Origin of the sequence: Peribacillus sp. FSL K6-5616, assembly GCF_038008245.1 — a bacterium.
Taxonomy (GTDB): Bacteria; Bacillota; Bacilli; order Bacillales; family DSM-1321; genus Peribacillus; species Peribacillus frigoritolerans.
Genome location: NZ_JBBOYT010000001.1, coordinates 1,020,781 through 1,045,125 on the forward strand (window position 1 = coordinate 1,020,781; position 24,345 = coordinate 1,045,125).

At 41.2% G+C, this 24,345-nt stretch carries 28 protein-coding genes and 1 pseudogene; 18 read left to right on the top strand and 11 right to left on the bottom strand.

Annotated features, from left to right (window positions below; translation table 11 throughout):
- Positions 1 to 321 precede the first annotated feature (321 nt).
- The gene (locus MHB45_RS04885) at positions 322 to 1,362 is read left to right on the top strand and encodes a YkvI family membrane protein (RefSeq protein WP_048678221.1); all 1,041 of its coding nucleotides are present in this window, start codon (positions 322 to 324) and stop codon (positions 1,360 to 1,362) included.
- A gap of 52 nt (positions 1,363 to 1,414) precedes the next feature.
- On the opposite strand, the gene MHB45_RS04890 is transcribed toward MHB45_RS04885, so the two are convergent.
- Both MHB45_RS04890 and MHB45_RS04895 read right to left on the bottom strand, forming a co-directional pair.
- On the bottom strand, positions 1,415 to 2,041 hold the full coding sequence (locus MHB45_RS04890) for a hypothetical protein (protein ID WP_048678218.1): 627 nt from the start codon (positions 2,039 to 2,041) through the stop codon (positions 1,415 to 1,417).
- A 192-nt stretch (positions 2,042 to 2,233) separates the two neighbouring features.
- Entirely contained in the window at positions 2,234 to 2,410 is a 177-nt protein-coding gene (locus tag MHB45_RS04895) for a YkvS family protein (RefSeq protein WP_064505160.1), read from the bottom strand.
- Between the two features lie 452 nt (positions 2,411 to 2,862).
- Here MHB45_RS04895 and MHB45_RS04900 point away from each other — a divergent pair, with 452 nt between their 5' ends.
- On the top strand, positions 2,863 to 3,057 hold the full coding sequence (locus tag MHB45_RS04900) for a hypothetical protein (protein WP_048678216.1): 195 nt from the start codon (positions 2,863 to 2,865) through the stop codon (positions 3,055 to 3,057).
- 47 nt (positions 3,058 to 3,104) lie between these two features.
- On the opposite strand, the gene MHB45_RS04905 is transcribed toward MHB45_RS04900, so the two are convergent.
- The gene (locus tag MHB45_RS04905; protein ID WP_048678213.1) at positions 3,105 to 3,599 is read right to left on the bottom strand and encodes a sigma-70 family RNA polymerase sigma factor; all 495 of its coding nucleotides are present in this window, start codon (positions 3,597 to 3,599) and stop codon (positions 3,105 to 3,107) included.
- A gap of 113 nt (positions 3,600 to 3,712) precedes the next feature.
- Here MHB45_RS04905 and MHB45_RS04910 point away from each other — a divergent pair, with 113 nt between their 5' ends.
- Entirely contained in the window at positions 3,713 to 3,874 is a 162-nt protein-coding gene (locus tag MHB45_RS04910; protein ID WP_153246083.1) for a hypothetical protein, read from the top strand.
- A 465-nt stretch (positions 3,875 to 4,339) separates the two neighbouring features.
- Here the strand turns inward: MHB45_RS04910 and MHB45_RS04915 are convergent, their stop codons facing one another.
- Complete coding sequence (locus MHB45_RS04915; protein WP_053087352.1) at positions 4,340 to 5,158, bottom strand: thermonuclease family protein; 819 nt, start codon at positions 5,156 to 5,158, stop codon at positions 4,340 to 4,342.
- A 179-nt stretch (positions 5,159 to 5,337) separates the two neighbouring features.
- Here MHB45_RS04915 and MHB45_RS04920 point away from each other — a divergent pair, with 179 nt between their 5' ends.
- The 7 genes from MHB45_RS04920 to MHB45_RS04950 all read left to right on the top strand — a co-directional run bounded on the left by MHB45_RS04920 (position 5,338) and on the right by MHB45_RS04950 (position 11,375).
- A complete protein-coding gene (locus tag MHB45_RS04920) occupies positions 5,338 to 5,967 on the top strand; it encodes an ABC transporter ATP-binding protein (RefSeq protein ID WP_048678246.1) in 630 nt (209 codons plus the stop codon).
- Entirely contained in the window at positions 5,967 to 6,752 is a 786-nt protein-coding gene (locus MHB45_RS04925) for an ABC transporter permease (RefSeq protein ID WP_072272673.1), read from the top strand. The genes MHB45_RS04920 and MHB45_RS04925 overlap by 1 nt, the downstream gene beginning before the upstream one ends.
- A 203-nt stretch (positions 6,753 to 6,955) precedes the next feature.
- Positions 6,956 to 7,222, top strand: a complete 267-nt coding sequence (locus MHB45_RS04930) for a phosphocarrier protein HPr (RefSeq protein ID WP_034314127.1) — start codon at positions 6,956 to 6,958, stop codon at positions 7,220 to 7,222.
- Positions 7,222 to 8,940, top strand: coding sequence for a phosphoenolpyruvate--protein phosphotransferase (gene ptsP, locus MHB45_RS04935; protein WP_048678209.1), 1,719 nt, complete (start codon positions 7,222 to 7,224; stop codon positions 8,938 to 8,940). Before MHB45_RS04930 ends, ptsP begins: the two co-directional genes overlap by 1 nt.
- Positions 8,941 to 9,249: 309 nt before the next feature.
- Positions 9,250 to 10,035, top strand: a complete 786-nt coding sequence (locus tag MHB45_RS04940; protein ID WP_072272674.1) for an SDR family oxidoreductase — start codon at positions 9,250 to 9,252, stop codon at positions 10,033 to 10,035.
- 6 nt (positions 10,036 to 10,041) lie between these two features.
- Positions 10,042 to 10,944 carry an NAD(P)-dependent oxidoreductase gene (locus MHB45_RS04945; RefSeq protein WP_260088930.1) on the top strand — a complete coding sequence of 301 codons (903 nt, stop codon included), beginning with the start codon at positions 10,042 to 10,044 and terminating at the stop codon, positions 10,942 to 10,944.
- Positions 10,945 to 11,009: 65 nt separating this feature from the next.
- A complete protein-coding gene (locus MHB45_RS04950; protein ID WP_034314117.1) occupies positions 11,010 to 11,375 on the top strand; it encodes a hypothetical protein in 366 nt (121 codons plus the stop codon).
- A 100-nt stretch (positions 11,376 to 11,475) separates the two neighbouring features.
- On the opposite strand, the gene MHB45_RS04955 is transcribed toward MHB45_RS04950, so the two are convergent.
- Complete coding sequence (locus MHB45_RS04955; RefSeq protein ID WP_048678205.1) at positions 11,476 to 12,624, bottom strand: aminotransferase A; 1,149 nt, start codon at positions 12,622 to 12,624, stop codon at positions 11,476 to 11,478.
- A 154-nt stretch (positions 12,625 to 12,778) separates the two neighbouring features.
- On the opposite strand from MHB45_RS04955, the gene corA reads away from it, so the two are divergent.
- Together corA and MHB45_RS04965 are read left to right on the top strand one after the other, a co-directional pair.
- Positions 12,779 to 13,753 carry a magnesium/cobalt transporter CorA gene (corA, locus tag MHB45_RS04960; RefSeq protein WP_048678204.1) on the top strand — a complete coding sequence of 325 codons (975 nt, stop codon included), beginning with the start codon at positions 12,779 to 12,781 and terminating at the stop codon, positions 13,751 to 13,753.
- Between the two features lie 318 nt (positions 13,754 to 14,071).
- Positions 14,072 to 14,977 carry a chemotaxis protein gene (locus MHB45_RS04965; protein ID WP_048678203.1) on the top strand — a complete coding sequence of 302 codons (906 nt, stop codon included), beginning with the start codon at positions 14,072 to 14,074 and terminating at the stop codon, positions 14,975 to 14,977.
- Between the two features lie 55 nt (positions 14,978 to 15,032).
- On the opposite strand, the gene MHB45_RS04970 is transcribed toward MHB45_RS04965, so the two are convergent.
- Both MHB45_RS04970 and MHB45_RS04975 read right to left on the bottom strand, forming a co-directional pair.
- Entirely contained in the window at positions 15,033 to 15,539 is a 507-nt protein-coding gene (locus tag MHB45_RS04970; RefSeq protein WP_063596360.1) for a YkyB family protein, read from the bottom strand.
- A 290-nt stretch (positions 15,540 to 15,829) separates the two neighbouring features.
- Positions 15,830 to 16,141: a hypothetical protein gene (locus tag MHB45_RS04975; protein WP_373689789.1), complete on the bottom strand. Its 312-nt coding sequence runs from the start codon at positions 16,139 to 16,141 to the stop codon at positions 15,830 to 15,832.
- Positions 16,142 to 16,303: 162 nt separating this feature from the next.
- Here MHB45_RS04975 and MHB45_RS04980 point away from each other — a divergent pair, with 162 nt between their 5' ends.
- Together MHB45_RS04980 and crcB are read left to right on the top strand one after the other, a co-directional pair.
- Entirely contained in the window at positions 16,304 to 16,684 is a 381-nt protein-coding gene (locus MHB45_RS04980; protein ID WP_072272678.1) for a fluoride efflux transporter FluC, read from the top strand.
- Positions 16,681 to 17,043, top strand: coding sequence for a fluoride efflux transporter CrcB (gene crcB / locus MHB45_RS04985; protein ID WP_081088551.1), 363 nt, complete (start codon positions 16,681 to 16,683; stop codon positions 17,041 to 17,043). The genes MHB45_RS04980 and crcB overlap by 4 nt, the downstream gene beginning before the upstream one ends.
- A 171-nt stretch (positions 17,044 to 17,214) precedes the next feature.
- On the opposite strand, the gene MHB45_RS04990 is transcribed toward crcB, so the two are convergent.
- Positions 17,215 to 18,078, bottom strand: a complete 864-nt coding sequence (locus tag MHB45_RS04990; protein ID WP_048678194.1) for a metallophosphoesterase — start codon at positions 18,076 to 18,078, stop codon at positions 17,215 to 17,217.
- 163 nt (positions 18,079 to 18,241) lie between these two features.
- Here MHB45_RS04990 and MHB45_RS04995 point away from each other — a divergent pair, with 163 nt between their 5' ends.
- On the top strand, positions 18,242 to 20,098 hold the full coding sequence (locus MHB45_RS04995; protein WP_065421092.1) for an SLC13 family permease: 1,857 nt from the start codon (positions 18,242 to 18,244) through the stop codon (positions 20,096 to 20,098).
- Here the strand turns inward: MHB45_RS04995 and MHB45_RS28215 are convergent.
- Positions 20,099 to 20,312: pseudogene (locus MHB45_RS28215) on the bottom strand (transposase); the annotation flags it as partial. It abuts the gene before it with no gap.
- A 420-nt stretch (positions 20,313 to 20,732) separates the two neighbouring features.
- On the opposite strand from MHB45_RS28215, the gene MHB45_RS05000 reads away from it, so the two are divergent.
- From MHB45_RS05000 to MHB45_RS05010, 3 genes are all read left to right on the top strand, one after another.
- Positions 20,733 to 21,938, top strand: a complete 1,206-nt coding sequence (locus tag MHB45_RS05000) for an EAL domain-containing protein (RefSeq protein WP_048687103.1) — start codon at positions 20,733 to 20,735, stop codon at positions 21,936 to 21,938.
- Between the two features lie 74 nt (positions 21,939 to 22,012).
- On the top strand, positions 22,013 to 22,240 hold the full coding sequence (locus MHB45_RS05005) for a hypothetical protein (protein WP_048687102.1): 228 nt from the start codon (positions 22,013 to 22,015) through the stop codon (positions 22,238 to 22,240).
- Between the two features lie 181 nt (positions 22,241 to 22,421).
- Positions 22,422 to 22,901: a DUF3993 domain-containing protein gene (locus MHB45_RS05010; protein ID WP_048687100.1), complete on the top strand. Its 480-nt coding sequence runs from the start codon at positions 22,422 to 22,424 to the stop codon at positions 22,899 to 22,901.
- 70 nt (positions 22,902 to 22,971) lie between these two features.
- Here the strand turns inward: MHB45_RS05010 and MHB45_RS05015 are convergent, their stop codons facing one another.
- Both MHB45_RS05015 and MHB45_RS05020 read right to left on the bottom strand, forming a co-directional pair.
- Positions 22,972 to 23,205, bottom strand: coding sequence for a glutaredoxin family protein (locus MHB45_RS05015; protein WP_034314090.1), 234 nt, complete (start codon positions 23,203 to 23,205; stop codon positions 22,972 to 22,974).
- A 90-nt stretch (positions 23,206 to 23,295) separates the two neighbouring features.
- Complete coding sequence (locus MHB45_RS05020; protein ID WP_072272680.1) at positions 23,296 to 24,255, bottom strand: MBL fold metallo-hydrolase; 960 nt, start codon at positions 24,253 to 24,255, stop codon at positions 23,296 to 23,298.
- Between the last annotated feature and the right edge of the window lie 90 nt (positions 24,256 to 24,345).

Consider the following 24,345-nt stretch of genomic DNA (forward strand, 5'->3'; position numbering starts at 1 on the left):
AATCACTGACTAGCCGAGACCTCACAGGCGCTTGCAGTTATGCGGCATGAAAGACAGTCAGCGGAAAGGGAGTTAATTTCTGGAATAAACTGGTACGTTTATTAATTAGTTTACAGTCTGAACGCTTGGAGATTATTCCAAGCGTTTTTTTAAGATCTTTCATGCGTTCGGAATGATGCTTCACAGTGAAATGCATAGGGGGTTTCAGACTGCACGATGAGAGGATGTAACCCAGGAAAAAAACAGCTGACGAAAGGAATATTGCTCGGCTTGTCTTAAATGTCTCTTCCTTACATATAAATGTAGGGAGGAGGGGAGAGTATGCTGTCAAGGTGGTCAGGGAGTTTTCAGATTGCAGCGGTTTATGTAGGCACAGTCGTCGGTGCAGGATTTGCAACTGGAAAAGAGATTGTCGAGTTTTTTACCCGTTATGGTTTTTATGGCTTTATCGGGATTTTAATAGCAGGTTATATTTTCATTTTCACCGGCACGAAAATCATGCTCATTTCCGCAAGGATCAGAGCATCTTCTTATGAGGAGTTCAATCAATTTCTTTTTGGCAAGAAAATAGCTGGAATCATCAACTTCTTTTTCCTTATCATGCTGTTAGGGGTGACGGCTGTCATGATCTCGGGTTCAGGAGCCGTTTTTGAAGAACAACTTGGCGTGCCTAAAAGTATTGGAAGTTGGTCTACGATCATACTGGCATCCTTGGTCCTGATGATGGGCATGCGCGGTGTTTTCACTGTGAACTCGTTTGTTGTACCAATCATGATCTGCTTTAGCGTGATTCTTTTTTTCTCGACTTTAGGTAATGTGGATTTCTTTAAGACCCTTACAAAAGTTCCGGATGAAGTGATCACCGTGAAAATGATTTTGTCCCCCTTTGCCTATACAGCCTTTAACCTGGCTTTGGCACAGGCTGTGCTGGTTCCGGTTGCGTATGAAGTTCGAGATGAGAAGGTCATTAAGCATGGAGCAATTCTTGGAGGGATATTCCTGACCATCATTTTATTGACGGGGCATTTTTCACTTATGACACTTCCTGATGTGAATCGTTATGAAATTCCTTCAGCAGTTATTATGAGAACGGCGGCCAGTCAGTTGTATTGGATGTTCATTTTGGTGATATACGGCGAGATATTCACTTCGGTCATCGGAAACATATATGGCTTACAGAGGCAAATCAGCAGTTATATTAAATTGCCAAGCATACTGATCATAGCGGTGATCTTTTTAATAGCTTTAATCATTAGTGAATTCGGATATGGAAGGTTACTAGGATATATTTATCCGGTTTTTGGATACATAAGCCTCCTTTTTTTAGTGCTGGTCTGGAAGAGCAAGGCAGGCAAGGAGTAATGGAGAACGGGGGGCCTGACCCTAGCCCTCCGTACCAGGGGGAAATCAATGGTCACCCTTTCATCAGCGTCTTAGCCATCTCTAGAAAAGCATCCCGGTAATCTTTATCTTTTTTCGTAAACATAGTTAAGCGGACGGGTGCTTTTTCATCCTTGAGCAAAATGGAAGTGATGACATCATCCCCACTTTCCACTTCAAATCCTGTGCCGCTCCCGATATCGAGTGAAGGATCCCTAATCGTTTCTGAAATGCTTTTCAGCTGGGCTTGAACATTTTCTTCCACCTCATCCCAACTGACATCGGCCTTCAACAATTCGATTCTCATATAAATGGAGTCATCTTCAATCAGGTACACAATATCTTTTCCTGGTTCTTCGGCACTTAGCTTGAATTGTTGCAAAACATAGAGGCTGAACGGTTGATTATCGCTTTTTTTTAGGAATGCTGTTTTTTCTTTTGCTTCCCCGTTCATTGTATACTGCAGGTTTTGCTCCATCAGTCTTATTTTGTTATCGCTTCGGTTATTACGATTGCCCCTTTGAGAAGTATTGCCTCCGTTCTCATCTTTTATTGAATCTTCCTGTGGCTCATCTGCATTTTCGTCTGTGGCCGTACCGCAGCCAGTCAGCAGAAAAGCGGCGAATGTGACACTGCCAATATAACGTGTCCAACAAGTCATGTGTTTCCCTCATCTTTCTGATAGAAATTTCAAACTGTTATTCCTGCATCACATACAGGTGCTTTGCCCTTTAATGAATTAGACGGCATGAAATGGAAATGGTTACAAAAAGCGGGGGAATCGAATGGGAAGATTGCTAAAAAGTGAAAAACGGAATGGTCATCTAGTAACCATCCCGTTTGATAAATTGAATTATCCTATGATTTTATAATTTTTATGGTTTACGACTGTTTTTTGTTCAAGCTCCAAATCACGATAATTTTCCATATACGTGACGTCCACGATTACTGAGTTCTCGTTCACTTTCTCGACGATTCCTTTTAAGCCTTCTCTAAATTCAATGATATTTCCAACTTCCGCTTTCTTCATGGTAATCATCCTTTCCCATTTTGTTTCCAATGATCAAAAAGTAACAATGGAGTAATTGGATTATTCGAACATCTTGCCGTTTAGATTTTGACGTGGGAAGTGCTAGTAAGAGAATTAGTTATCTCTTATGTCGGTACAGTAAGCTAAACTTTTAAAAGGAGGTACGATTCTTGTAATGGAGCGTTGTGAAAATGTGGCATAATTTGGTATATCTTGCAAACGCAGTTATGCGTACCAGTATGTAATTATATGTACAAAAAATGCCAATCATTTTACATTATGATATTTTAATATACAGTTTGCACTATTTTAAAGCATTCGTAAAGAATAATGTAGTGAGTGGGCAACAAAAAATTCTAATTTATATTAAGTGGCAAGCTTATGTTAAAATGAAAACGGAATTTCTCCTGTCTGAAAATGATGGAACATTCGATAATTAAGGAGGATAATATATGAATGCAGAGGAAGCAAAAGAAGTACTCGATAAATTGGCAAATCGGGAAATGGAAGAGTTCCGGATAACAAAAGAAGAATTTTTAGCTTTTCGTGAGGTTCTTGTCAATAGGGATGACTTTAAACATTTTCGGGGGAATGCTCAACATAACGGTGTGATAATTTATACGTATTTAGAAGAAGCGAGAAGTTGATGGATGTATAATTTGGGGTGGCTCATGATTGAGCCACCCCAAATTATTTATATTGGAAAAATCAATTGTTTCCTTAATTTATTTAAGGCGGACCTTCTCCATGATTTGACGGCTGCAGCAGTGACTTGATATATCTCAGCGATTTCAGTCACGGTTTTATTTTCAAGGTATGTCTGTAAAAGCCAGCGTTGCTGATTCAGTGTCAATCCTTCCGTGTAGGTTAATACATTATCGATGGCAAAGGCCTCTTCATGCATTGAAAAAGGATCTTTAATCATCTCTAATAGGAAGGAATCAAAGGGTTCGGTACGGATTTCATATTTATGATGATGCTTTAATTCGTTCAGAATTTTGCCTTTGATTACCGTATAGGCATAGTTGGAGAATTGTCCGTATTCTTCATTGAAATTCCCTAATGACTCCCATAAAGCGATCAAGCCTACTTGAAAATATTCTTCCTTATTTTTATAGATGGAAAGTGAGCGGATAATATGATGGATCATCGGGGTGAATTCTTCCGTTAGCGCTGAGAAATCTTTCATTAAGCAAGTCACCTTTAGAAAGTGCACTTTCCTGTATTCCCGGGTGCTTCTACCATAAATAAATCGATCGGATAAAGCCAAATGGCATAACCGAAAAATGGCGGTTATAACAAGTGGGTTTTAAAGGAGCTAAAGAGAACCTTTTTGATGAGAAAAGGATAATTAAGGAAATGTTGAGTGTGTGGGAGCAAATGAAAAAGCACATCCAAAGATTGGATGTGCCGAAACATGATGTACCGTTTGTCGAAAAGGGAGTTTGGAATGGCCTCATTTAAAACAAGGATATATTTTATAGTTCAACGTTGATTTCCACTTCAGGCACTCGCTTTCCGCGGGCGTTCCAGGTGCCCCTCGGCGCTCTTTGCGCCTGCGGGGTCTCCCCTTGCCACGCTTTTCCTGCAGGAGTCTCGTCCCTTCCGTTCCAATCAACTTTGTTTTAAAAGATAGAAATCCTTTTGTCCAGAGTTTTTTTGAGGCGGTGTAAAATTTAGATTTCCACTTCAGGCACTCGCTTTCCGCGGGCGGTCGGGGAGCCTCCTCGGCGGGCCTGCGGGGTCTCCCTTGCCTCGCTTTCCCGCAGGAGTCTCGTCCCTTCCGTTCCAATCAACTTGGTGTTTTAAAAGAAAAAACTGCTGGCTCGTCTTATTTCGAACCCTGTTTAAGACTAGTTTTTGCAGTCGTCGTAAAGGGTGCGGATTTCTGAAATCCACTCGATCTTTTTTTTATAAAAACCGTATTTGTTAACTTTGCGATTTTCTGAATCCAGCATCCTGTGCGTCTTTTTCAGTACAAAACATTTCTTCTGGTTTAGTTATTTCGTAATATTGGCCCGAAGGAATGTGATAAATTTTATTGCCTTTGGAATTTATATTCCCTTTAATTTGCGGGTTATTGCAAGACCCAATGGGCTTTTCCACGGATGCTTCTTTTGACTTCGAATCATCAAACCCTTTTGAAGTTGCATAATTTTCGATTGACCAAATACCGATTTCGTTTTGTTGGGCTTGTTTTTGAATATTTTCCAATTCATCAAGGTATTTCGTGTTCGGTGCATAAACATAGGCTACCCTTGCCAGTCCTTTTTCCAGCAGAAGTTTATTCACCATTTTACCATCAACATAAAAATAGGCCAGCAGCCGGCCGTATTTATCTCTTTCACCTATGTCGGTTTCTACTTCCACTTTAGAGCCAGAAGGCATGAGTTCCTTGGCGAACTTGCTTGCTTCAGGTCCAAAAGGCTGAACGGGCTTGGATGGGTGCACGGTTTCTGGAGTATCTATCAACAGGAGCCTGACCGTTTCTTGATTTCCATTAGTCATTTTGATTTTGACTGTATCTCCGTCAATAACTTTGATGATCTCGGCTGTGAATGTCTTGCCTTTTTCTTCATTTGAAGAGTCCGCACTGGATTGGGTGTCTTCGTTGGAAAGTGAATCTTCCTGTTTGGATTGATTGATCAGGTTATCTGAAGCTGCCTGGCAGCCAGACAACGTGATCAGGCAAAGCGCAGTAAGGAGAAAAACATTCAGGTAAGAATGTAAAAAGGAATTTCCGTTCATGATAAGTCCCTCCATTTATTAAGGTGTTTTCCACATCAGTCATGGATATATTCGGCAGGAATAATACTAACCTATAAAAATGTGAAAGAAAATGAAAATCTTTACATGCATCGCTACCCCAGATCAGGATAGTTTCTTATAATGATATGGTGGAGTAAGGGAGGCAGGCGGGTAAAATGATATTCAGGCTAGAAAATATTAAATATAAAGGGATTTTGAATATTGATGATTTGCAAATACCGGCGTATATGGTAACTTGTTTGACTGGGGAGAGCGGTGCAGGAAAAACCTCACTGCTACGATTATTGAACAGGATGGATGACCCGGATAGCGGTTCGATTTATTATCAGGATCAGTTGCTGGATGAATTCAACCCGATAGAGCTCCGGCGTAAAGTCACAATGCTTTCTCAGGCACCATTCTCTTTACCGGGTACGATTGAAGAAAATCTTCAGATTGGCCTGGAACTGACAGAACGGGAAAAAAAGGATAAAGAAGAATTGGTTAAAGCACTTGAAACCGTCCAGTTGCAGAAGTCCTTAGACGAGAGTGCGGAGAATCTTTCTGGCGGGGAGAAACAGAGACTGGCACTGGCGAGGTTACTTTTATTGAACCCCGAGGTGTATTTACTGGATGAGCCGACTTCAGCCCTTGATGAGGAAGCCGAGCTGACGGTCATGGGCCGTTTTTTAGAAAAAGTGAAGCGGGAAAAAGGAACGGTCATCATGATAACCCATTCAAAACAGCTGGCGGATATGTGTGCTGAACAGAGGATCGTTCTGAAAAAGGCGAAGGAGAGTGACTATTAATGGAGTCGAATGGGATAATAGATATTGAGTTCTGGCGTCTTTGTGCGGCCTACGTGTTTGTAGTGATTCTGCTCATAATCGTGAAATGGCGCGGGATTACACGGGAAAAGCAAATCATGCTCGCTACGGTGCGGATGACTGTCCAACTCATTCTCGCAGGATATGTTTTGACATATATCTTTGAAAATCCCCACCCGATACTTTCTTTAGGATTTTTATGTGCGATGGCCCTGTTTTCCATCCATAATATTTTTAAGCAAGTGTCCCATACTCTTAATAAGAAAATCAAGAGGATGGTTATCTTAAGTATGTTGTCAGGTCCCATGGCTGCCTTGTTTTATTTTAATGTGGTCGTGATCCATTTCACGCCATGGTATGAGCCGAGGTACTTCATTCCAATTGCAGGGATGATCGTGGGGAATGCCATGACCGGAGTGACATTGGCGCTTAAAAACCTCCATGATGGGATTAGCGGTAATCGTGAAAAGGTAGAAGCGATGTTGATGCTTGGAGCGACTCCAGCAAAGGCTGTGAAGAAATATGTGGATGCTGCATTCGACTCGGCTGTGCTCCCGACTTTGAACAATATGCTCGGGATGGGGATTATCTTCCTTCCAGGAATGATGACAGGGCAAATCATGTCGGGGATAAGCCCGCTAATTGCTATTGAGTACCAGATTGCGATTTTGATTGGGATTCTCGGAAGTGTTTCATTAACGGTGGTCCTCTTCATTATGCTGAGTTTCAGGGCTTTTTTCACCAAAAATGCGCAGCTGTCCATTTAATCATTGAAGAATCTGAAAAGTAATAGTTGCAGTTCCATCTATATTTTTGTACTATTTTGTAGGTACCAATAGTTTTGGTTTGTTTGTTGGGAATGATAATGCTATCCTGATAAGGAAAAGGGCATTTCTTTTTTCATTTGGATAGAGAAAAACCCCTTACATAACCTATTTTTGTTAATTTATCTTAAAGGAGATTGATCTATATGGTAGAAAAAACATTTACAGTAACTGCAGAAACAGGAATTCACGCTCGTCCGGCAACATTGCTTGTACAAGCTGCAGGAAAATTTGATTCAGAAATAAACCTTGCATATAAAGAGAAAAAAGTGAACCTTAAGTCCATTATGGGGGTAATGTCCCTAGGTATCGGCAAAGGGGCGGAAATTACGATTTCTGCTGAAGGAAGCGATGAAAACGATGCACTAAACACTCTTGCTGAAACGTTGAACAGAGAAGGATTAGCAGAATAATGTCCACTTTGATTAGTGGAATAGCAGCTTCAAACGGAATAGCCATCGCTAAAGCCTATCGACTGACTGAGCCAGATTTATCGATTGTAAAAAGAAGCATAGAAGATGTCGGGGCTGAAATATCCCGTTTTAAGGAAGCTATTCAAAAGTCAACAAATGAATTGGAAATAATCAGGGATAAAGCCGAAAAGGATCTAGGGGCCGATAAAGCCGCAATCTTTGACGCGCACCTGCTTGTTTTGGCTGATCCGGAACTTATCACTCCAATTCAGGATAAAATACAATCAGAAAACGTCAACGCAGAGTTTTCTTTAAATGAAACCGCAAGCATGTTCATTACGATGTTTGAACAAATGGATAATGAATACATGAAGGAACGAGCAGCGGATATCCGTGACGTCACGAAACGGGTGCTGTCACATCTTTTAGGTGTTCATATTCCTAATCCGAGCATGATTGCTGAAGAAGTGATCATCATTGCGGAGGATTTGACTCCATCCGATACAGCACAGTTGAATCCGGCATATGTTAAAGGATTTACGACCGATATCGGTGGACGTACATCCCATTCAGCCATAATGGCCCGTTCATTGGAAATTCCAGCAGTCGTTGGAGCGAAGTCAGTGACCTCTTCCATTGAAAATGGTGACTTGGTCATAATTGACGGGTTAAAGGGTGAAGTCCACATCAATCCCACTCCTGAACTCGTGAAACGCTACGAAGAGGAGCAGGAAGCCTATGCCAGGCAAAAAGCTGAGTGGGCGAAACTTGTTCATGAAAAAACCGTTACGAATGATGGCCATCATGTGGAATTGGCAGCCAATATTGGCACGCCGAAAGATCTGGAGGGCGTACATCAAAATGGCGGTGAAGGCATCGGGTTATATCGTACGGAATTTCTTTATATGGGCAGAAATGACTTTCCAAGTGAAGAAGAACAGTTCGAGGCATACAAAGCGGTGCTGGAAGGAATGTCAGGGAAGCCTGTAGTCGTCAGGACGCTTGATATAGGCGGAGACAAGGAGTTGCCTTATTTAGAGCTTCCTAAGGAAATGAACCCTTTCCTAGGCTACCGTGCGATTCGCCTTTGCTTAAATGAGCAGGAGATATTCCGGACCCAGCTCCGTGCCCTGCTTCGTGCAAGCATTTACGGGGACTTGAAGATCATGTTCCCGATGATTGCCACACTGGCTGAATTCCGCGAAGCTAAAGCAGTCTTGGCTGAAGTCAGGCAGGAATTGCTTGATAATGGTATTCAAGTTGCTGAAAAGATAGAAGTCGGAATCATGGTTGAAATCCCTTCAACTGCAGTGATGGCGGATATATTTGCTAAGGAAGTCGATTTCTTCAGCATAGGCACTAATGACTTGATTCAGTATACGATGGCCGCTGACCGAATGAATGAGAGAGTATCTTATTTATATCAACCATACAATCCAGCGATTTTACGCTTGGTTAAAATGGTCATAGATGCAGCTCATAAAGAAGGGAAATGGGCCGGAATGTGCGGGGAAATGGCTGGAGATGAAGTGGCCATCCCGATTTTAATCGGATTGGGCCTTGATGAATTCTCAATGAGTGCCACTTCGATTTTAAAAGCACGTTCTTTAATTAGCCAACTTTCGCTTGAAGAGATGAAAAAACTATCTCAGGAAGTTCTAGGGCTGGACACGAATGATAATGTGAAAGAAGCGGTTGTTAACGCTTTGAAGAAATAATTAAATCAGGAAAACAGCACCCCATCCATTAGAACCTTCGGATGGGGTGCTGTCCTGTAATTCTTGTTTAATTTAAAGAAAAAATGGTTTATTGCACCAAAATGGGGGTAAATAAAAAGCAAGCACAGTTGTTTAGCTCTTTTAGGGCAGCTGACATTCTCATTTCCCCCTTTGAAGCCGGTTGGTTATCCAACCGGCTATTTTTTTTGCAAATAAAAAATCATAAGAATGATTATTCAGATTTTTCACTTTACGGTTATAACGATATAATGGAATTATATTTTTAAGAATATGGAGGTTAGATATGATATGGAATTACATTTGGAAAAGAAAAATGCCTTGATTTTAGCTTCAAGTCAAGGTTTGGGGAAGGCTATGGCAGCCGAATTGGTTAAAGAAGGAGCAAATGTCATGCTAGCCAGCCGTGATGGAGAAAAGCTAGCCGCCGTACAAAGGGAATTATCGCAGCTTGGGACGGGTAAAGTTTCTTATATGGTAACGGATATAACAAAAGCTGAAGATATTAAAAGCCTGGTTGCGCAAACCGCTGAAGAATTCGGCGGTATCGATATTCTTATTAATAATGCCGGAGGTCCTCCAGGAGGTTCCTTTTCAGATTTCAATGATGAAGAATGGCAACAATCTTTTGAACTTAATTTACTAAGCTTCATAAGGACGATCCGTGAGAGCTTGCCACATTTAAAAAAACAAGGCGGGAAAATCGTTAATATTGCTTCTTCATCCATTAAGGAACCGATTCCAGGACTGATATTATCGAATACATTCCGGACGGCAATCGTTGGTTTGTCGAAGACGTTGGCTTCAGAATTTGCACCAGACAGGATTTTGATCAATACAGTCGGTCCAGGAAGAATCGCAACGGATCGCGTTCAGCACCTTGATAAGATGAATGCAGAGAAACAAGGCGTCACTCCTGAGGAGATGACTGAACAATCCATTAACAAAATCCCTCTTGGGCGTTATGGGGAACCCGAGGAATTTGCAAAGTTCGTTACTTTCCTTGTTTCAGGTGCTAATACATATATAACGGGGCAGTCCTATTTAGTTGACGGAGGAATGATAAAGTCCATTTAAGTTTTTTTGAAACAAAATGATTGGGAGGAATCTGCATTGATGCAATCGAACAAAGTGATCGGCTTCATTGGTTTAGGAGTTATGGGAAAAAGCATGGCCGCACATCTGCTTAAGGCGGGGTATGGGGTATTTGTTTATACAAGGACGAAAGATAAGGCAAGTGAACTGCTCTCACAGGGAGCGAAGTGGGCAGATGCTCCAAAGGAAATTGCGCAAAATGCTAATGTGATCATTTCCATGGTGGGATACCCTAGTGATGTGGAAGAAATCTATCTTGGGGAAAATGGCCTTATCGAGAACGGGAAACAAGGAACTTATTTAATCGATATGACGACCTCGACTCCAACTTTGGCAGTGAAGATAGCAGAGGAAGCGAAGAAAAGGGGCATGGAATCATTGGATGCACCGGTTTCCGGTGGAGATATCGGTGCTCGTGATGCAAAGCTCACGATCATGGCCGGCGGGTCTAGTGAGGCATTTGAAGCGGTCCGGCCCATTTTTGATATCCTTGGCAGCAATGTTGTCCATCAAGGCCCGGCTGGCTCAGGACAGCATACGAAAATGTGCAATCAAATCGCCATTGCATCCAATATGATCGGAGTGACTGAAGCGATTTCCTATGCCAAAAAGGCGGGGTTGGATCCGGACCGGGTATTAAGAAGCATATCATCGGGGTCTGCCGGGAGCTGGTCATTGTCCAATCTCGTACCGCGGATGGTTGAAGGGGATTTTGAACCTGGTTTTTATATTAAGCATTTTATCAAGGATATGAAGATTGCACTTGATGAAGCGGAAAGAATGGGAATGGACGCTCCTGGATTAAGCCTGAGCAAATCCCTGTATGAGGGGCTGGCAGAAAGTGGCGAAGAAAATAGCGGTACGCAGGCATTATATAAACATTATAATTAAGTGCTAGCATTTCTTTATCATGAATAAGCTGATAGCGACAGCCTTTACAAAAAGGAGTGAAAGCTATGGGCGAATTCGATGATATCAATATGAAATTCCAGGAATTAGAAGATGGTCGATATATTGTAAGGATTGAAGGTTTTAAACGAGAAAAAACCATTCATCAAACAAAGCCCATTCGTTGGGATCTGAAATTAATGAATGAAAGTCCGCTAATCTTGCCGGTGAAATTCAGTCATATCGAAACGAATGCCGGTTTTCAGATACTGATGCGCGAATTGAAGAGCTTAGGCTTTTCAAAGCCGCGCTCCGCAAAGGAATTTGAAGAAGTGATGGCTGATTTACTTGGGTCCATCGTTGAAGTGAGCCTTACCACGACAAATAAGGAAGAAGGATATCGGGAAATTCGTTTTTTACGAAGATTGTATTAGTTGGCGGCAAGGTGAAAAAACTTAGGTAGCCTGACATCCTTGAACATTGGAAAGTGGCCTTCAATTGTCCATTCAATTGAAGGCCACTATTTTTTTGCGATTACTTTTTAGATAAAAAAGCTTCAATACGGTCCAAGGCCTTTTCCAGGGTCTCCATGGAATAGGCATAAGATATCCTGAAGTACCCTTCGCCAAGGGGAGAGAAGGCATCTCCAGGGACCACTGCCACTTTTTCCTGTTGAACAAGCTTGAGGCAAAAATCAAGGGAAGAGGCATAGCCTTCAGGCAGCTTTATAAAAAAGTAAAAGGCACCATTTGGTTTGACTATTTCCAGTTTCATCGCTTGTAAGCGGCTGTACACGTATTCCCGTCTCCGTGCATACTCAGTCTTCATGGGTATTGCATCATTTCTGCCTGCCGTCAATGCTGCCAAGGCAGCTCTCTGCGATATGGAGGCGGCACATGTCACATTGTATTGGTGAACCTTCAGGAGATGCTGAGAGATGGCTGCAGGCGCAAACAGAAGGCCGATCCTCCATCCGGTCATGGAATGGGATTTGGACAATCCGTTCAGGACGATGGTTTGTTCTTTTAAGAAAGTGGCAATCGAAACATGCTCCTGATCGAATACCAGCTCACTGTATATCTCATCAGCCAATATGAAGATGTCCTTGCCCCTGGCAAGTTCGGCAATGTCCAATAATTCTTCGGCAGTTAATGTAACCCCGGTCGGATTCGATGGATAGGGCAGAACGATGCACCGAGTGTGTTCAGTTATGTACTTTTCAAGTATATCTGCCGTCAAACGGAATCCATTTTTTGTTGTATCGGCATAAACAGGTGTTGCGCCGCACATCTTAATGATGGGTTCGTATCCCGGATATACCGGACCTGGTAATATTACTTCGTTCCCTGGGATGAGGATCGTCCGAAATGTAATGTCTATGCCTTCGCTGGCACCAGAGGTCACGATCACTTCAGTCGCCGGATCATAGTTAAGCTTGTATTTATCTTTTACATAATTTGAAGCGGCTTCCCTTAATTCCATATAGCCCGCATTGTGAGTATAAACGGTATAGTCATTATCGATGGCTTGTTTTGCCGCTTCTTTAATATGCATCGGAGTTGGAAAATCAGGCTGCCCTATCGTTAAGGAAATGGTGCCTTCGATATCAGCGACCATATTGTAGAATTTACGGATTCCTGAAATTTGAACGTCTTTTACTAGAGGGTTTATTAAATGTTCCATCTATGAATATCCTCCCTTTTCTAACTACATGAATGATGTCCTGTTTGACTCATTCATTCTATTTTATCATTTAGTTTGGAGGGGGAGAAAACTTTTTGTGATTAATGAATTAAAGGTATAATGTATGATAAGAAAATTTTGAGGGTTGATACATATGATAAGGACTTGCGCAATTACTTCAAATCATGAAGTCAGTTTTGGTTTACCGCTAACGGAAATGGATAATCCGGAAATCGAGTGGTACTGGGTGGATTTTTCCAATCCCACAAACAAGGAAATCGAACTTTTAACCAATCATTTTCACTTTCATCCGCTGGCAATTGAAGATTGCCTGGATGATTTTAATCAACGTCCCAAAATGGATTTTTATGAAGGCTACCAATTTCTTGTGATTCATGCTTTAAGGGAGAAGGTATTTAAAGCAGTGGAATTGGATATGTTTGTTGGTGAAAAATGGATAGTCAGTTTTCATAAGGAAGATTTACTTGAACTGGAAAAGGTATGGGAAGAAATTGCCGGTAATAAAATGTTAAAGCAAAGTCCATTTTTCTTATTGCATAGGATAATTGACAGGATCGTCGATGAATTCTTCCCGCCTGTTTATAAAATTGAAAGCGAATTGGGCAGCATAGAGGAAAATACTGAAAATGACGCGATTAACGAATTGATGGATCAGCTTTTCGATTTACGTACAGATATGTCCAGGCTCCGTCGGACCATATTGCCGATGCGTGATTTATTGTACAGAATGATTTCATCGGAGCGTCTGAATTACTTGAAAGATCAGCATCTTTATTTTAATGATGTGTACGATCATCTTCTTAAATTGACTGAAATGCTTGAATCGTATCGAGATTTTTCGTCCGATATCCGTGATAGCTATTTATCTGTGAACTCTAATAATATGAATTCAACGATGATGACATTGACTGTCATCACTACCATTTTCATGCCGCTGACCTTCATAGTGGGCGTATATGGGATGAATTTTGAATATATGCCGGAATTAAATTGGCATTATGGCTATTTCCTCATTCTTGGAACGATGGGCGGTATCGCCTTGATGATGTTTTTATTCTTTGTAAAAAAAGGTTGGCTCAATCCTAAGAAAAGGTCGCGAAAGAGATAAGACTCAGTTGAGAAATTGGTGAGTATTCAGTATTTTGTTTGCGCGGCAGAGGTTTATATCGAAGGGATAGGCATACGAACGGCGGAATGACAGTGGTGAAAAATGAGCTTGGAATAAGGGGGACTCAGATGGGTCCCTTTTTTGTTTGGGCTTTAATAAATGATCACTTCTGGATTTTTTTTATCCATGCTCTAAACAAAAGAAATATTTAACCGAATTATTAGGTATGAGTTCATTGATGAAACCATGATATTTTTCCTGGCGGTTTAATGATTTATGGAATTTTGAAATGAAAAGGCAGAAGGGCGAGATGAAACAATGGAAGCAAATAAAGGAATATTACTGGAAAGTGGAACGAATGAGCTTGAGATAGTGGAATTCGGTCTCGGAAAGAATAAATTCGGCATTAACGTAATTAAGGTGAAGGAAATCATCAATCCTGTCCCCATCACGCTTGTCCCTCATTCCCATCCAAATGTGGAGGGAATCATCGAGCTTCGCGGAGAAGTACTGCCAGTTGTGAATGTCGCGGATGCTTTAGGGTTTCCGCCATCTGAAACTCCTGAGCAGGATAAATTCATAGTGGCTGAATTCAATCAGCAAAAAGTGGTTTTCCATGTCCATACCGTAACACAGATCCACCGTATTTCCTGGTCCCAAATCGAAAAGCCTTCGGATATGTATCAGGGCCTTGAAAGTCAGATTATCGGAGTAATAAAATTAAATAGTGAAATGTTACTGTTACTCGACTTTGAAAAAATAGTGGTCGAAATCAATCCAGAATCAGGAATAAACATCCAACAGGTAAAAAAGCTTGGTATCCGTCAAAATTCTGACAAGAGAATCCTGATTGCTGAAGATTCACCATTACTGAGAAAGCTGCTGTTCGATACATTGTCAGAAGCAGGATTCAAGTACTTGGAGTTTTATGAGAATGGACTTGATGCATTTAATTATCTTGAGAATTTGATTGAATCAGGAAAAGTGGTTGAAGATGAAGTGCAACTGGTGATTACCGATATTGAGATGCCTCAGATGGATGGACATCATTTGACTAGAAGAATAAAGGAAAACGGGGAACTCGCTGGGCTGCCGGTGATTATTTTCTCTTCATTGATTACTGACAGCCTGCGTCATAAAGGTCAGGTCGTAGGGGCTGACGCGCAAATCAGCAAGCCTGAAATTGCAGAGCTTATAAAGTTGATAGACAGATTGGTATTATGAATGTGAAAACGGGCCGATGAGGCGTTACCTCACGGCCCGTTTGGTTTATCAATGATCAATACTTGGAACCTTTTCCTAAAAAGGTAGATGGGAATGGATTGTTAAAAGGTTGCTTGACCGACCTGCGCCCGTGAGCCCTTTTCTCGGTATTGGTTGTGTTCGGTTGTTTTTCACCTGCTTGTCCAACGTAAGATTGCAGGATCTGTTTGGCCTTGGATAATGACAACGCGGCTTTAGGGTTCCGTATGGAGGCTGCCCGGCTGCCGAGGTGGGGTAGTTTTTTCAAATCTTCCTTAGTGGGAGGTAAATGAAAAACATATGATCCGCATTCGACAATGACGTCGGATTGCTGTGCTGCAAAGCGAGGGTTATCAGAGAAATGAAGTCCAATCTTCTTCGCTTTTCCTTCTTGCATAAGCTTGCTTAATGCGAGCCGTTTTAAATTATATAAATTCTTTGGCTCCAATGCAGTCTTTGCATGTTTATTGACAATAAACACGGCTTGGGCAAGGGAGTTTATCGAAAACTCATCCCTTTCAGAATGTCCTTTCGTTTGGTTCATTAGTGGAAACTCCTTTTCTTAATAAGGTTAGAAGGACGTTACATACAGACTTCCTTCAGGAAAAACCTGTTTTATATATTGGTTGAAATAGAGACGGGTGTGCAACCAGGCAGAAAATAGTGAAAAAATTAAGCATGTACACCTCTGGGGTATGACCATCATTTCCCAACACTTTACCATCTATTCATTTTCATATTATACCACTTCAAAATATATAGGGAAGTAAAATTCAATCGGGCTCCTTTTGGTCCAAGAAAAAGAAGGCGTTTATGTCGCCTTCTGTCCAACTCTTATTGAGTGTAGATATTGATATTTTCAGATATCCCAGCCTGTGCGCCGAATTGTTGTTGCTGGTAACCCTGAAAGCCTTGATAGGGAGGGTACGCTGGATAAGCAGGGTAAGGAGGGTAGGCGGGCGGGTATGGAGGAGGATATGGAGGATAGACAGGTGGACGGTTATTGAATAGCAACGGTCCAATTGCCAATCCTGCAACAAAAGCTACAGGAGCCAATAGAGGAAAGAAAGGAAAGAAGCGCTCGTCATTCCAATATTCAGGTCCATATTCATTCCCATATGCATTTCTGTAATCGTTCGGCAGCATTATGGTCTGTGGATAGTGATAGTAAGGTAAATACTGTGTTTGCATAATTAGCCTCCTTTTCTCAAATTCTTTACATAGTATGGATTTTTTTAAGAAAAGAGCCTGTTTCATCTTAATCTGTTATAATGAATCTACTTATGATAAAAATTTGGGGTGACCTTGATGGATCGGTTTAAAAGCATTTTTGCAGTCGGTTTTGGAGGCGCGGCTGGAGCGATATTGCGTTATTGCGTAATCTTGACTGCCGGCCATTCCTTCTTCCCGCTTGGAACCCTCTTAATAAATATAGTAGGCAGCTTTTTACTTGGAATGATAAATGGGTATTTCGCCTCGAAAAAGAAATCATTTGTTTTTTTGGCGCTGGGCAGCGGGTTTTGCGGCGGTTTTACCACGATGTCCACATTTTCTCAGGAAGTGGTGAATCTCCTGCAGACTTCTCTGCCATTGGCGGGAATGTATCTTGGGGCCACGCTTTTATTTGGTTTGGCCGCTGGTTTCCTTGGACTGGGCCTGTTTAAAAAACGGAGAGGTGGGACTCTTTGATTGAGGTTCTTTCAGTTTTTATAGGAGGCTTTTTGGGGGCGGCCTCTAGATATGTCTTGCAGATTATTTTTAATAGGCTATTGCCAGCCGTCTCGATACCCGTTAGCATTTTACTGATTAATCTTATAGGATCCTTTGGGCTGGGAATGGTGTTGCCACAGAAAGAAAGCTGGGCTTTATCTTTGCAGGTTTTTCTGACGATAGGTTTCCTGGGCGCTTTTACGACCTTTTCAACATTCAGTATGGAAACCCTTGAACTTATTAGAAAACACCGTTATATAGATTGCCTTATCTATATAACGGTGTCTGTTTTAGGTTGTATCGGCACTTTCCTATGTGGCTATTTAATTATGGTATGACCTTTATGGCAATTACCACGGGTACTGGTAAAAAAAACCTGGTTTTCTCAGATATACATCTAATGCTATAATTCATAGGAGTCGATTACAAATGATTCATGGCAACAAGTTGTTTTATCCGCACAGGTTTTGTTAATAAGTCTGGCTGTTTTCCCCTGTGTTCTTTTTCTATCATTTTTCGGCTTGGAATTCGTAAACAGTTAACTCCGGACGTGAAAGAAAACGATAGGGGAGACGGGTAGTGCCAAGGCCTCTATTAACATGTAAGGTTAATGAATCGATTTCATACGTGCCTTCCCGGTACTTTTCAGCGTATGGGGGAGTTACTAGGGCACCGGCGAAGGGAATTTGCACTTGACCTCCATGACTGTGACCGCTTATTTGATACTGGATGTCGTAAGTCCTTGATATGTCGGCAAGGTCAGGGGCATGTGAAAGCATGATGGTGAACACTTCTTTCGGGATGCCTAAAAGGGCTTTTTCAAAATCCGGCTTTCCTAGCATGGCATCATCAACACCGGCAATGATTATTTCTTCAGCCGATAATAAGGTTATCTTAGCTGAGGTATTTTGCAACATGGTAAAATGGGATTTTTCCATGATATCGCTGTAAATTTCTGAGCCATATCCCCCATGATCATGGTTACCATAGATGCTGAATTTTCCAAGCGGCGCTTTGAGCTGATTCAAAACGAGAGGGATTTTCTGGTGAGCCTTGTATTTATTAGGCTGGTCCATTAAATCACCAGTAAATAAAATAACATCAGGGTCCAGTTCGTTTATCTTATTGACAATTGCTTGTAAATCTTTAAGCTGAAATTGGAAGCCTAAATGCGTATCGCTGAATTGGACCATTTTCATGCCATGAAAACCTTTTGGGATAAGCGGATGGCTGATGATTTTATGCTTGGTTTCCAGCCATTTCGGCTCCAAATTATGGGCATAATAGTTTCCGCCAATACCTAAACCGGTTAAGGTAGCCAAAGTACCAAGACTTTTCTTTAAGAATGTTCTTCTGGAAATGGGTTTATTCAAATTAATCAACCTATCTAATATAAAAATGTTACTTCCTCATACTAACAAACAATATACATAAATTGAAGAAAATATCTTCTATAAGCCTATGAAAAACATGTAAACTGGGGTTTGATGAAACCGTATCCGGTTTGAAATTGAACATCTATACGGAGGTAACATGATGACCGAACCAATGTTTATTACACTGATTATACTTCTATGCGCGATTGCGCTTTTTATACAAGGAAAATTTCGAGCAGATTTAATTGCACTTAGTGCACTATCCATTCTGGGGTTACTGGGGATTCTTACATTGGATGAACTAGTGGCCGGTTTTGCGAATCAAGTGGTCATCATGCTGGCTGGGCTATTTATAGTCGGTGCCGGCCTGTTAAATACAGGAATCGTGGAAAAGGCAGGAAATAAGTTGTTGGGTTTATGTGGGGGCAGTGAATGGAAATCGCTGCTTATCGTCATGCTGACAGCAGGAATATTAAGTGCTTTTTTAAGCGGAACTGGAATTGTTTCCATACTGCTACCGCTCGTCATGAGCATGGCCTTACAACAAAAAACAAGTCCGACAAGGTATTTATTACCCCTTGCCTATGCAAGCAGTATTGGAGGGCTATTAACACTTACAGGTACTCCCTCCAATATGATCGTCGCTGATGTATTACGGCAAAATGGAATAGGGAATTTATCATTTTTTGATTTTACACCTGTGGGCTTAGTCGCCTTTGCAGCAGGGTTATTCTTCATGTTGACACTCGGACGCCTGTTGCTTCCCGAGAAGACCATTGCCGCGAACAATAGTGTAAAGGGACTGTCGGCAGGGGAGCTTGCCGGCATGTACAAAGTATATGACCGATTGCATTATCTGCATATACCCGCTACTTCCGATATTGTTGGGGAAAGGCTGTCGGACCTCCAGCTTCCTATTCAGTATGAATTGACTTTAATTGAAATCCAGCGGAAGCCAAAGGATAAGCAATTGCCGCTGTTGCAAAGGCAGCAGACGATTTCAGCCAGGGCGGATGAGGTTCTTCACCCTGAAGATATCATTTTGGTGTTTGGAGAAGAAGAAGCAGTTGAGAGATTGGCACTTAACTATGAACTGGAATTTAAACATTTCAATACCGAACAAATAAAGAAACATTTTCTTAGCAGTAGATTTGGATTGACGGAAATATTGATCGTCCCGAACTCGGATTATGAAAATCAAACTTTGATTGATGTCCATTTTCGTGAGAAATACCAATGTAATGTACTGGCAATCAATCGGAATGGCGAATATATTCAAGCGGATGTCGGAACGGAACGCCTGAAACCGGGGGATGCAATCCTGATACATGGAGAATGGGAGAACATTGAAAGGATTTCCTCGGATTTGCAGGATGTCATCGTTATTGGGAGTACATCGGAAGATGGCTCTCCGGTGCATTCCAAGGGCAAAGCTTGGATTTCCTTGGGAATCACTGCTTTGATGGTCATTCTTTTATCGATGGAGTCCGTCCCTGCTGTACTGTCGGTATTGACGGCCGCATTGTTGATGGTGGTTACTGGCTGTGTCCGTTCGATGGAGGATGCTTACCAAAAGATTAACTGGGAACCTGTGCTATTGATAGCCGCCATGTTCGGAATAACGGCTGCATTGGATAATACGGGTGGAGTGAGAATGATAAGTGATTGGCTGGCCGTTTTATTCAGTAATATCGGAGCACACGGCATTTTAGCGGTCTTTTACCTCCTGACACTAATCCTGAGCCAATTCATCCCGTATGGAGCCGCGACGGTTATCATGACGCCCATCGCCCTGACATCTGCGGTTAATCAAGGAATCGATCCACTTCCTGTGTTTCTATGCCTTGCCGTTGCTGGCAGTTTGGCGTTATCCACTCCAAGGGTTGCCACTACCAACGCGCTTGTCATGACGGCAGGTGATTACAAGCATAAAGATTTTATCATGATCGGGATATCCATACAGATCTTCATTGGCGTTATCATGGTGATCACGATACCATGGTTTTTCCCTTTCTGATCAGACCGAAGGCATTGTTCCATATATGGACAATGCCTTCGGTTTCTTTGAATTAATCGCAGCGAAAGTAAGCATCGCAGCAATCGACAATTTTTTAAGTCCCCTTAAAGTATTCAATGCATACCATGCTTTTCTTTTGCATCTGCGGATACAAGCTCAATCGTTTCTTTACGTTAGCATATATAGGTTTTTTATCTTGATGATGACACAGATATGCATCCTAATCACATCAAGTTTTATTAATTCTATTTAAAACCATGAAGACTTTAGGCATCTAAAAGTTAAACAAAGTTGATTGGAACGGAAGGTACGAGACTCCTGCGGGAAAAGCGAGGCCAGGGGAGACCCCGCAGGCGCAAAGACGCCGAGGAGGCTCCCGGACCGCCCGCGGAAAGCGAGTGCCTGGAGAGGAAATCAGCGTTCATTGTACAAACCATAAAAAACGGTAGGCATTGTTCCATTTATGGGCAATGCCTTTTCAATGTGTTTCTTTTCAAATGGATAGGATGAATGGGGAATTTGTATTGAAAAAAGAGTTATGCAGTAGGAATTAAAATTATTTATTATCAATGCAAGAAACTAATGGTATAATTTTGGCATATTGGTGTTTTCGTAATTAGGGGGAAGATGCATCATGGATACAGAAAAGATATTAAAGAATTTAGACAGGGTGACACCATTCTTTCAACCGATTTTCAGTGCAGATCAACATCAGGTAATCGGGTATGAAATTCTAGGGCGCTATGAGGAACAATCTGAATATAAAAGCCTTGGGCCATTTTTTCACGATTCTGCAGTGCCGGAAGAGTATAGGGTGGAAGTGGACAATTACGTACTTGAAATTGCCTTGGAGAGAATAAAAGACTATGGTGAAGATTTTCTTATCTTTATCAACAGAGATCCTAATTTGCTTATGCTGGATCATGGCGAAGAATTCATGGAGATTTTACATCGTCATTTTCAACCGGAGGAAATGCACCGGATCGTGTTGGAATTATCAGACACGATCAGTCCGGAAAACTTAGATCCTCTGCAGCATGTGCTTGCTTACTTTAAAACATATGGGATTAAGATAGCTTTAGATCATTTAGGACAAGATACGCAACTGGACCGAATCGCACAGATTTCTCCGAATATTTTAAAAGTTAACCTGGACCAGCTTCGCATCTCAGGTGGAGATGCCTATCAGGTCATCCTGTTTTCTTTAAGCATGCTAGCACGTAAAATCGGCGCCAACTTACTATTTGAGAACATTGAGTCCGAATACCAGCTTCGCTTTGCATGGAAGAATGGGGGACGATATTATCAAGGGTATTTCTTGGCGAAACCGGAAGGCGAATTCATTAATAAAGATTTACTTCGTGAAAAATTCCATCAAGAATGCCAGTCCTTCATTTCTTTAGAGACCAAGAAGCTTGAAGCCGTTTATCAAAAGACTTTGCAATTCAACGAGAATATGCAAAACTTCTTAAAACAGCATAAGCGGGCCGGCTCCCATGAAGAGTTTCTCGGAGTTTTGGCGAAAAAATTGGATTCAATATGTTTTCGTCTATATATATGTGATGAAGAGGGGTATCAAAAATCCCCCAATATCCTCCATAAGGACGGGCAATGGATAGTCCAACCGAGTTATATGAATAAAAATTGGAGCTGGAGACCTTATTTCCTCGAAAATATTGTAAAGATGCGTAACGAGAAAAAAGGAAGGCTATCCGATTTATACAGTGATATTGAAACGGGGGAGACCATTCGGACCTTTTCCTATCCACTGAATAATAAGGAATATATTTTCTGTGATCTTTCTTATAGTTATTTATATGAAAATGAAGCACTATTATAAAAAACGATTCATGAATATAATCGCTTTAAATGTGTAACGATAAGCAGAAATGATGCGCTTGGAGGAGACATATTTTGAGCACGTACATCTGGATTCTAATCATAATCGTTACAGTCATGGCGTTATATCTGCTCTTTTATACTTATTCTGTAGCAAGGGCACAGAAAGTGAAAGCCAGATATGATTCGACTATCGATGATTCAGTTAAGGAACATCCTTATTTAAAGAACCCGATATTCGTTTCTCTTTTTATTGGGACGATTTTGGTTGCCGGTTTTATTTTTTACTATGCTTTTCGATAGTTGTAAGAAGAAGATTTCAATATCATGAAATCTTCTTTTTTATTGTGAAAAATGGGCGATGGTTTCAAGGTCTAACGGAGAATGTGATTTTGTAGTTTGGCTTTGACCTGGACGGGTATTGAAAGACATAGGCAAAAATCCGAATCATTAGGAGAAATTCTATAACGAGGAGATGATTGTAATGAGTAAATATTTAGTTGCATGTCTTGCCAGCGTCCTTTTATTTTTAAATGGGGGGTTCACTGCTTCAGCGGAGGGCTTACATAGAGAGGAAGTACTATCTTTAGTACATGATGCCATGGAGAATCAACGTTCGATCAGCGAAGAAGTACGATCTAAGGAAGCGATTGAAGGAAAGTTGGATAAACATTTCACAGGTGATCTCATCGAGAAGTTCGTCCAAGCGAATGTAGTGAAAGTCGAAGGCGGTTATACCGCATTTGGTTCAGATTTCGCTCCGTATTATATCCCTTTCTTCAGTTACGATAAGAATACGGAAATTGTATATGGGAAAAACGGTGATGTCATTTATGTTCAGGAAGAATTCCAGGACAATGGGGACGGACCTGTATCGATGGAAAAACATGTTGAAGCAGTTACTTTGAAAAAGGAAAATGGCGCTTGGAAGGTAACGGATGTAAAGTATGAAAACAGAAAATAGAATTGGGGATTTTAAAGGAAGCTGAAATGAAAAAGTCTAGAGAAGGCCACAGCCTTCTCTAGACTTTTTGTTATATATTCAATTCTTTTTTTATTTCGTCCAATTCAAAACCAATAATGGCTTTCCCGTCGATGACGACCGTTGGTGTGGAATAAGCCCCGTATTTATTGGTTAGTTCTTTACGTGCATGCCCATCTGCTTTAATATCTTTTTCTTTGTATACTATATTATTATCATCAAAGAACATTTTCATGATTTTGCAGGGAGGGCAATCAGGTTGGGTATAGAGTGTAACGTCTTTCATTTCATTCCTCCATATATGCTTTAGTAGGGTTCACTTTTTCATTATAGAGAATGCCAAGACATTTGAATAGGGATAAACCTCAAGGATCGTTTACCGATTTTTCTCCTGTTTTACAAGATAGTCTATCAATCCCATGGAACAAACGTTCAAGTCCATGGCAATGATATCAAAAACTGGATGATCAGCAGTGATTCCTTTTTCGCCTAAATGAACAGCGACTTCCGTGAAAATATTTTTACTGGTTGCTGCCACTTGATCCTCGAAGCTAGCATATTCCCTATATGCCGATTTGGCAGTCTCCACAAATTTAGGCAGCCAGTAATGAAGTTGTTTATATACTTCCTTAGGGTTTTCCGATACGCCGTAATGGCCAAAATATATACGTTCGACGCCAATGCTTTCATACAATTCCGTTACAGCAAGCATCGCGTCGGGATTAAATTGGTTTGGCGATGTGGACGGTAAGTAAAATTCCAAACCTTCTTCATCGAGTTCACGATAATAGATGCCTACGGTGTCACCTGAAAACATCCCTTTTGAAACCGAATCGTATATGCTTAAATGATGGTTCGCGTGTCCTGGCGTATCATAAAAGGTCAACGTGGAAGTATCACTTGTTTTTAGGGATTCCCTATCTTGTTTAATCAGCATTTTTTCAAAAGGTATAGGTAATATCGGATCGAAAAGCTTGTTGAATTCTTCACCATAGACTGCTTTAGCCCCAGCGATCAAACGTGTTGGATCTTCTAGATGCCTTGCGCCTTTTGGGTGGACGATCACTTTGGCATTCGGACAATGCTGTAAAAAAAGTCCAGCTCCACCTGCATGGTCCAAATGAATATGGGTAAGAATGATATATGTAATATCTTCGAGGGCGATTCCCAAATGTTCGAGCCCCTTCATTAAGTGGGAGATGGAAGGGCTGGCGGAAGTTTCGACTAAGGTGATGTCTTCATCGGCAATTACATATGTTCCTGTACGATTTCTTCTATCCAAATCAAAACCATCAATCAATGAAATTCGAAAACCAAGCTCACTAATGTTTTGCAACAGAATCTACCCCCAGAAAATTTTTCATGTACAAAATCCATTCCTTATTTTATTCTGTTAATAGTGCCATGTAAAGAATGAAGTTTTAAA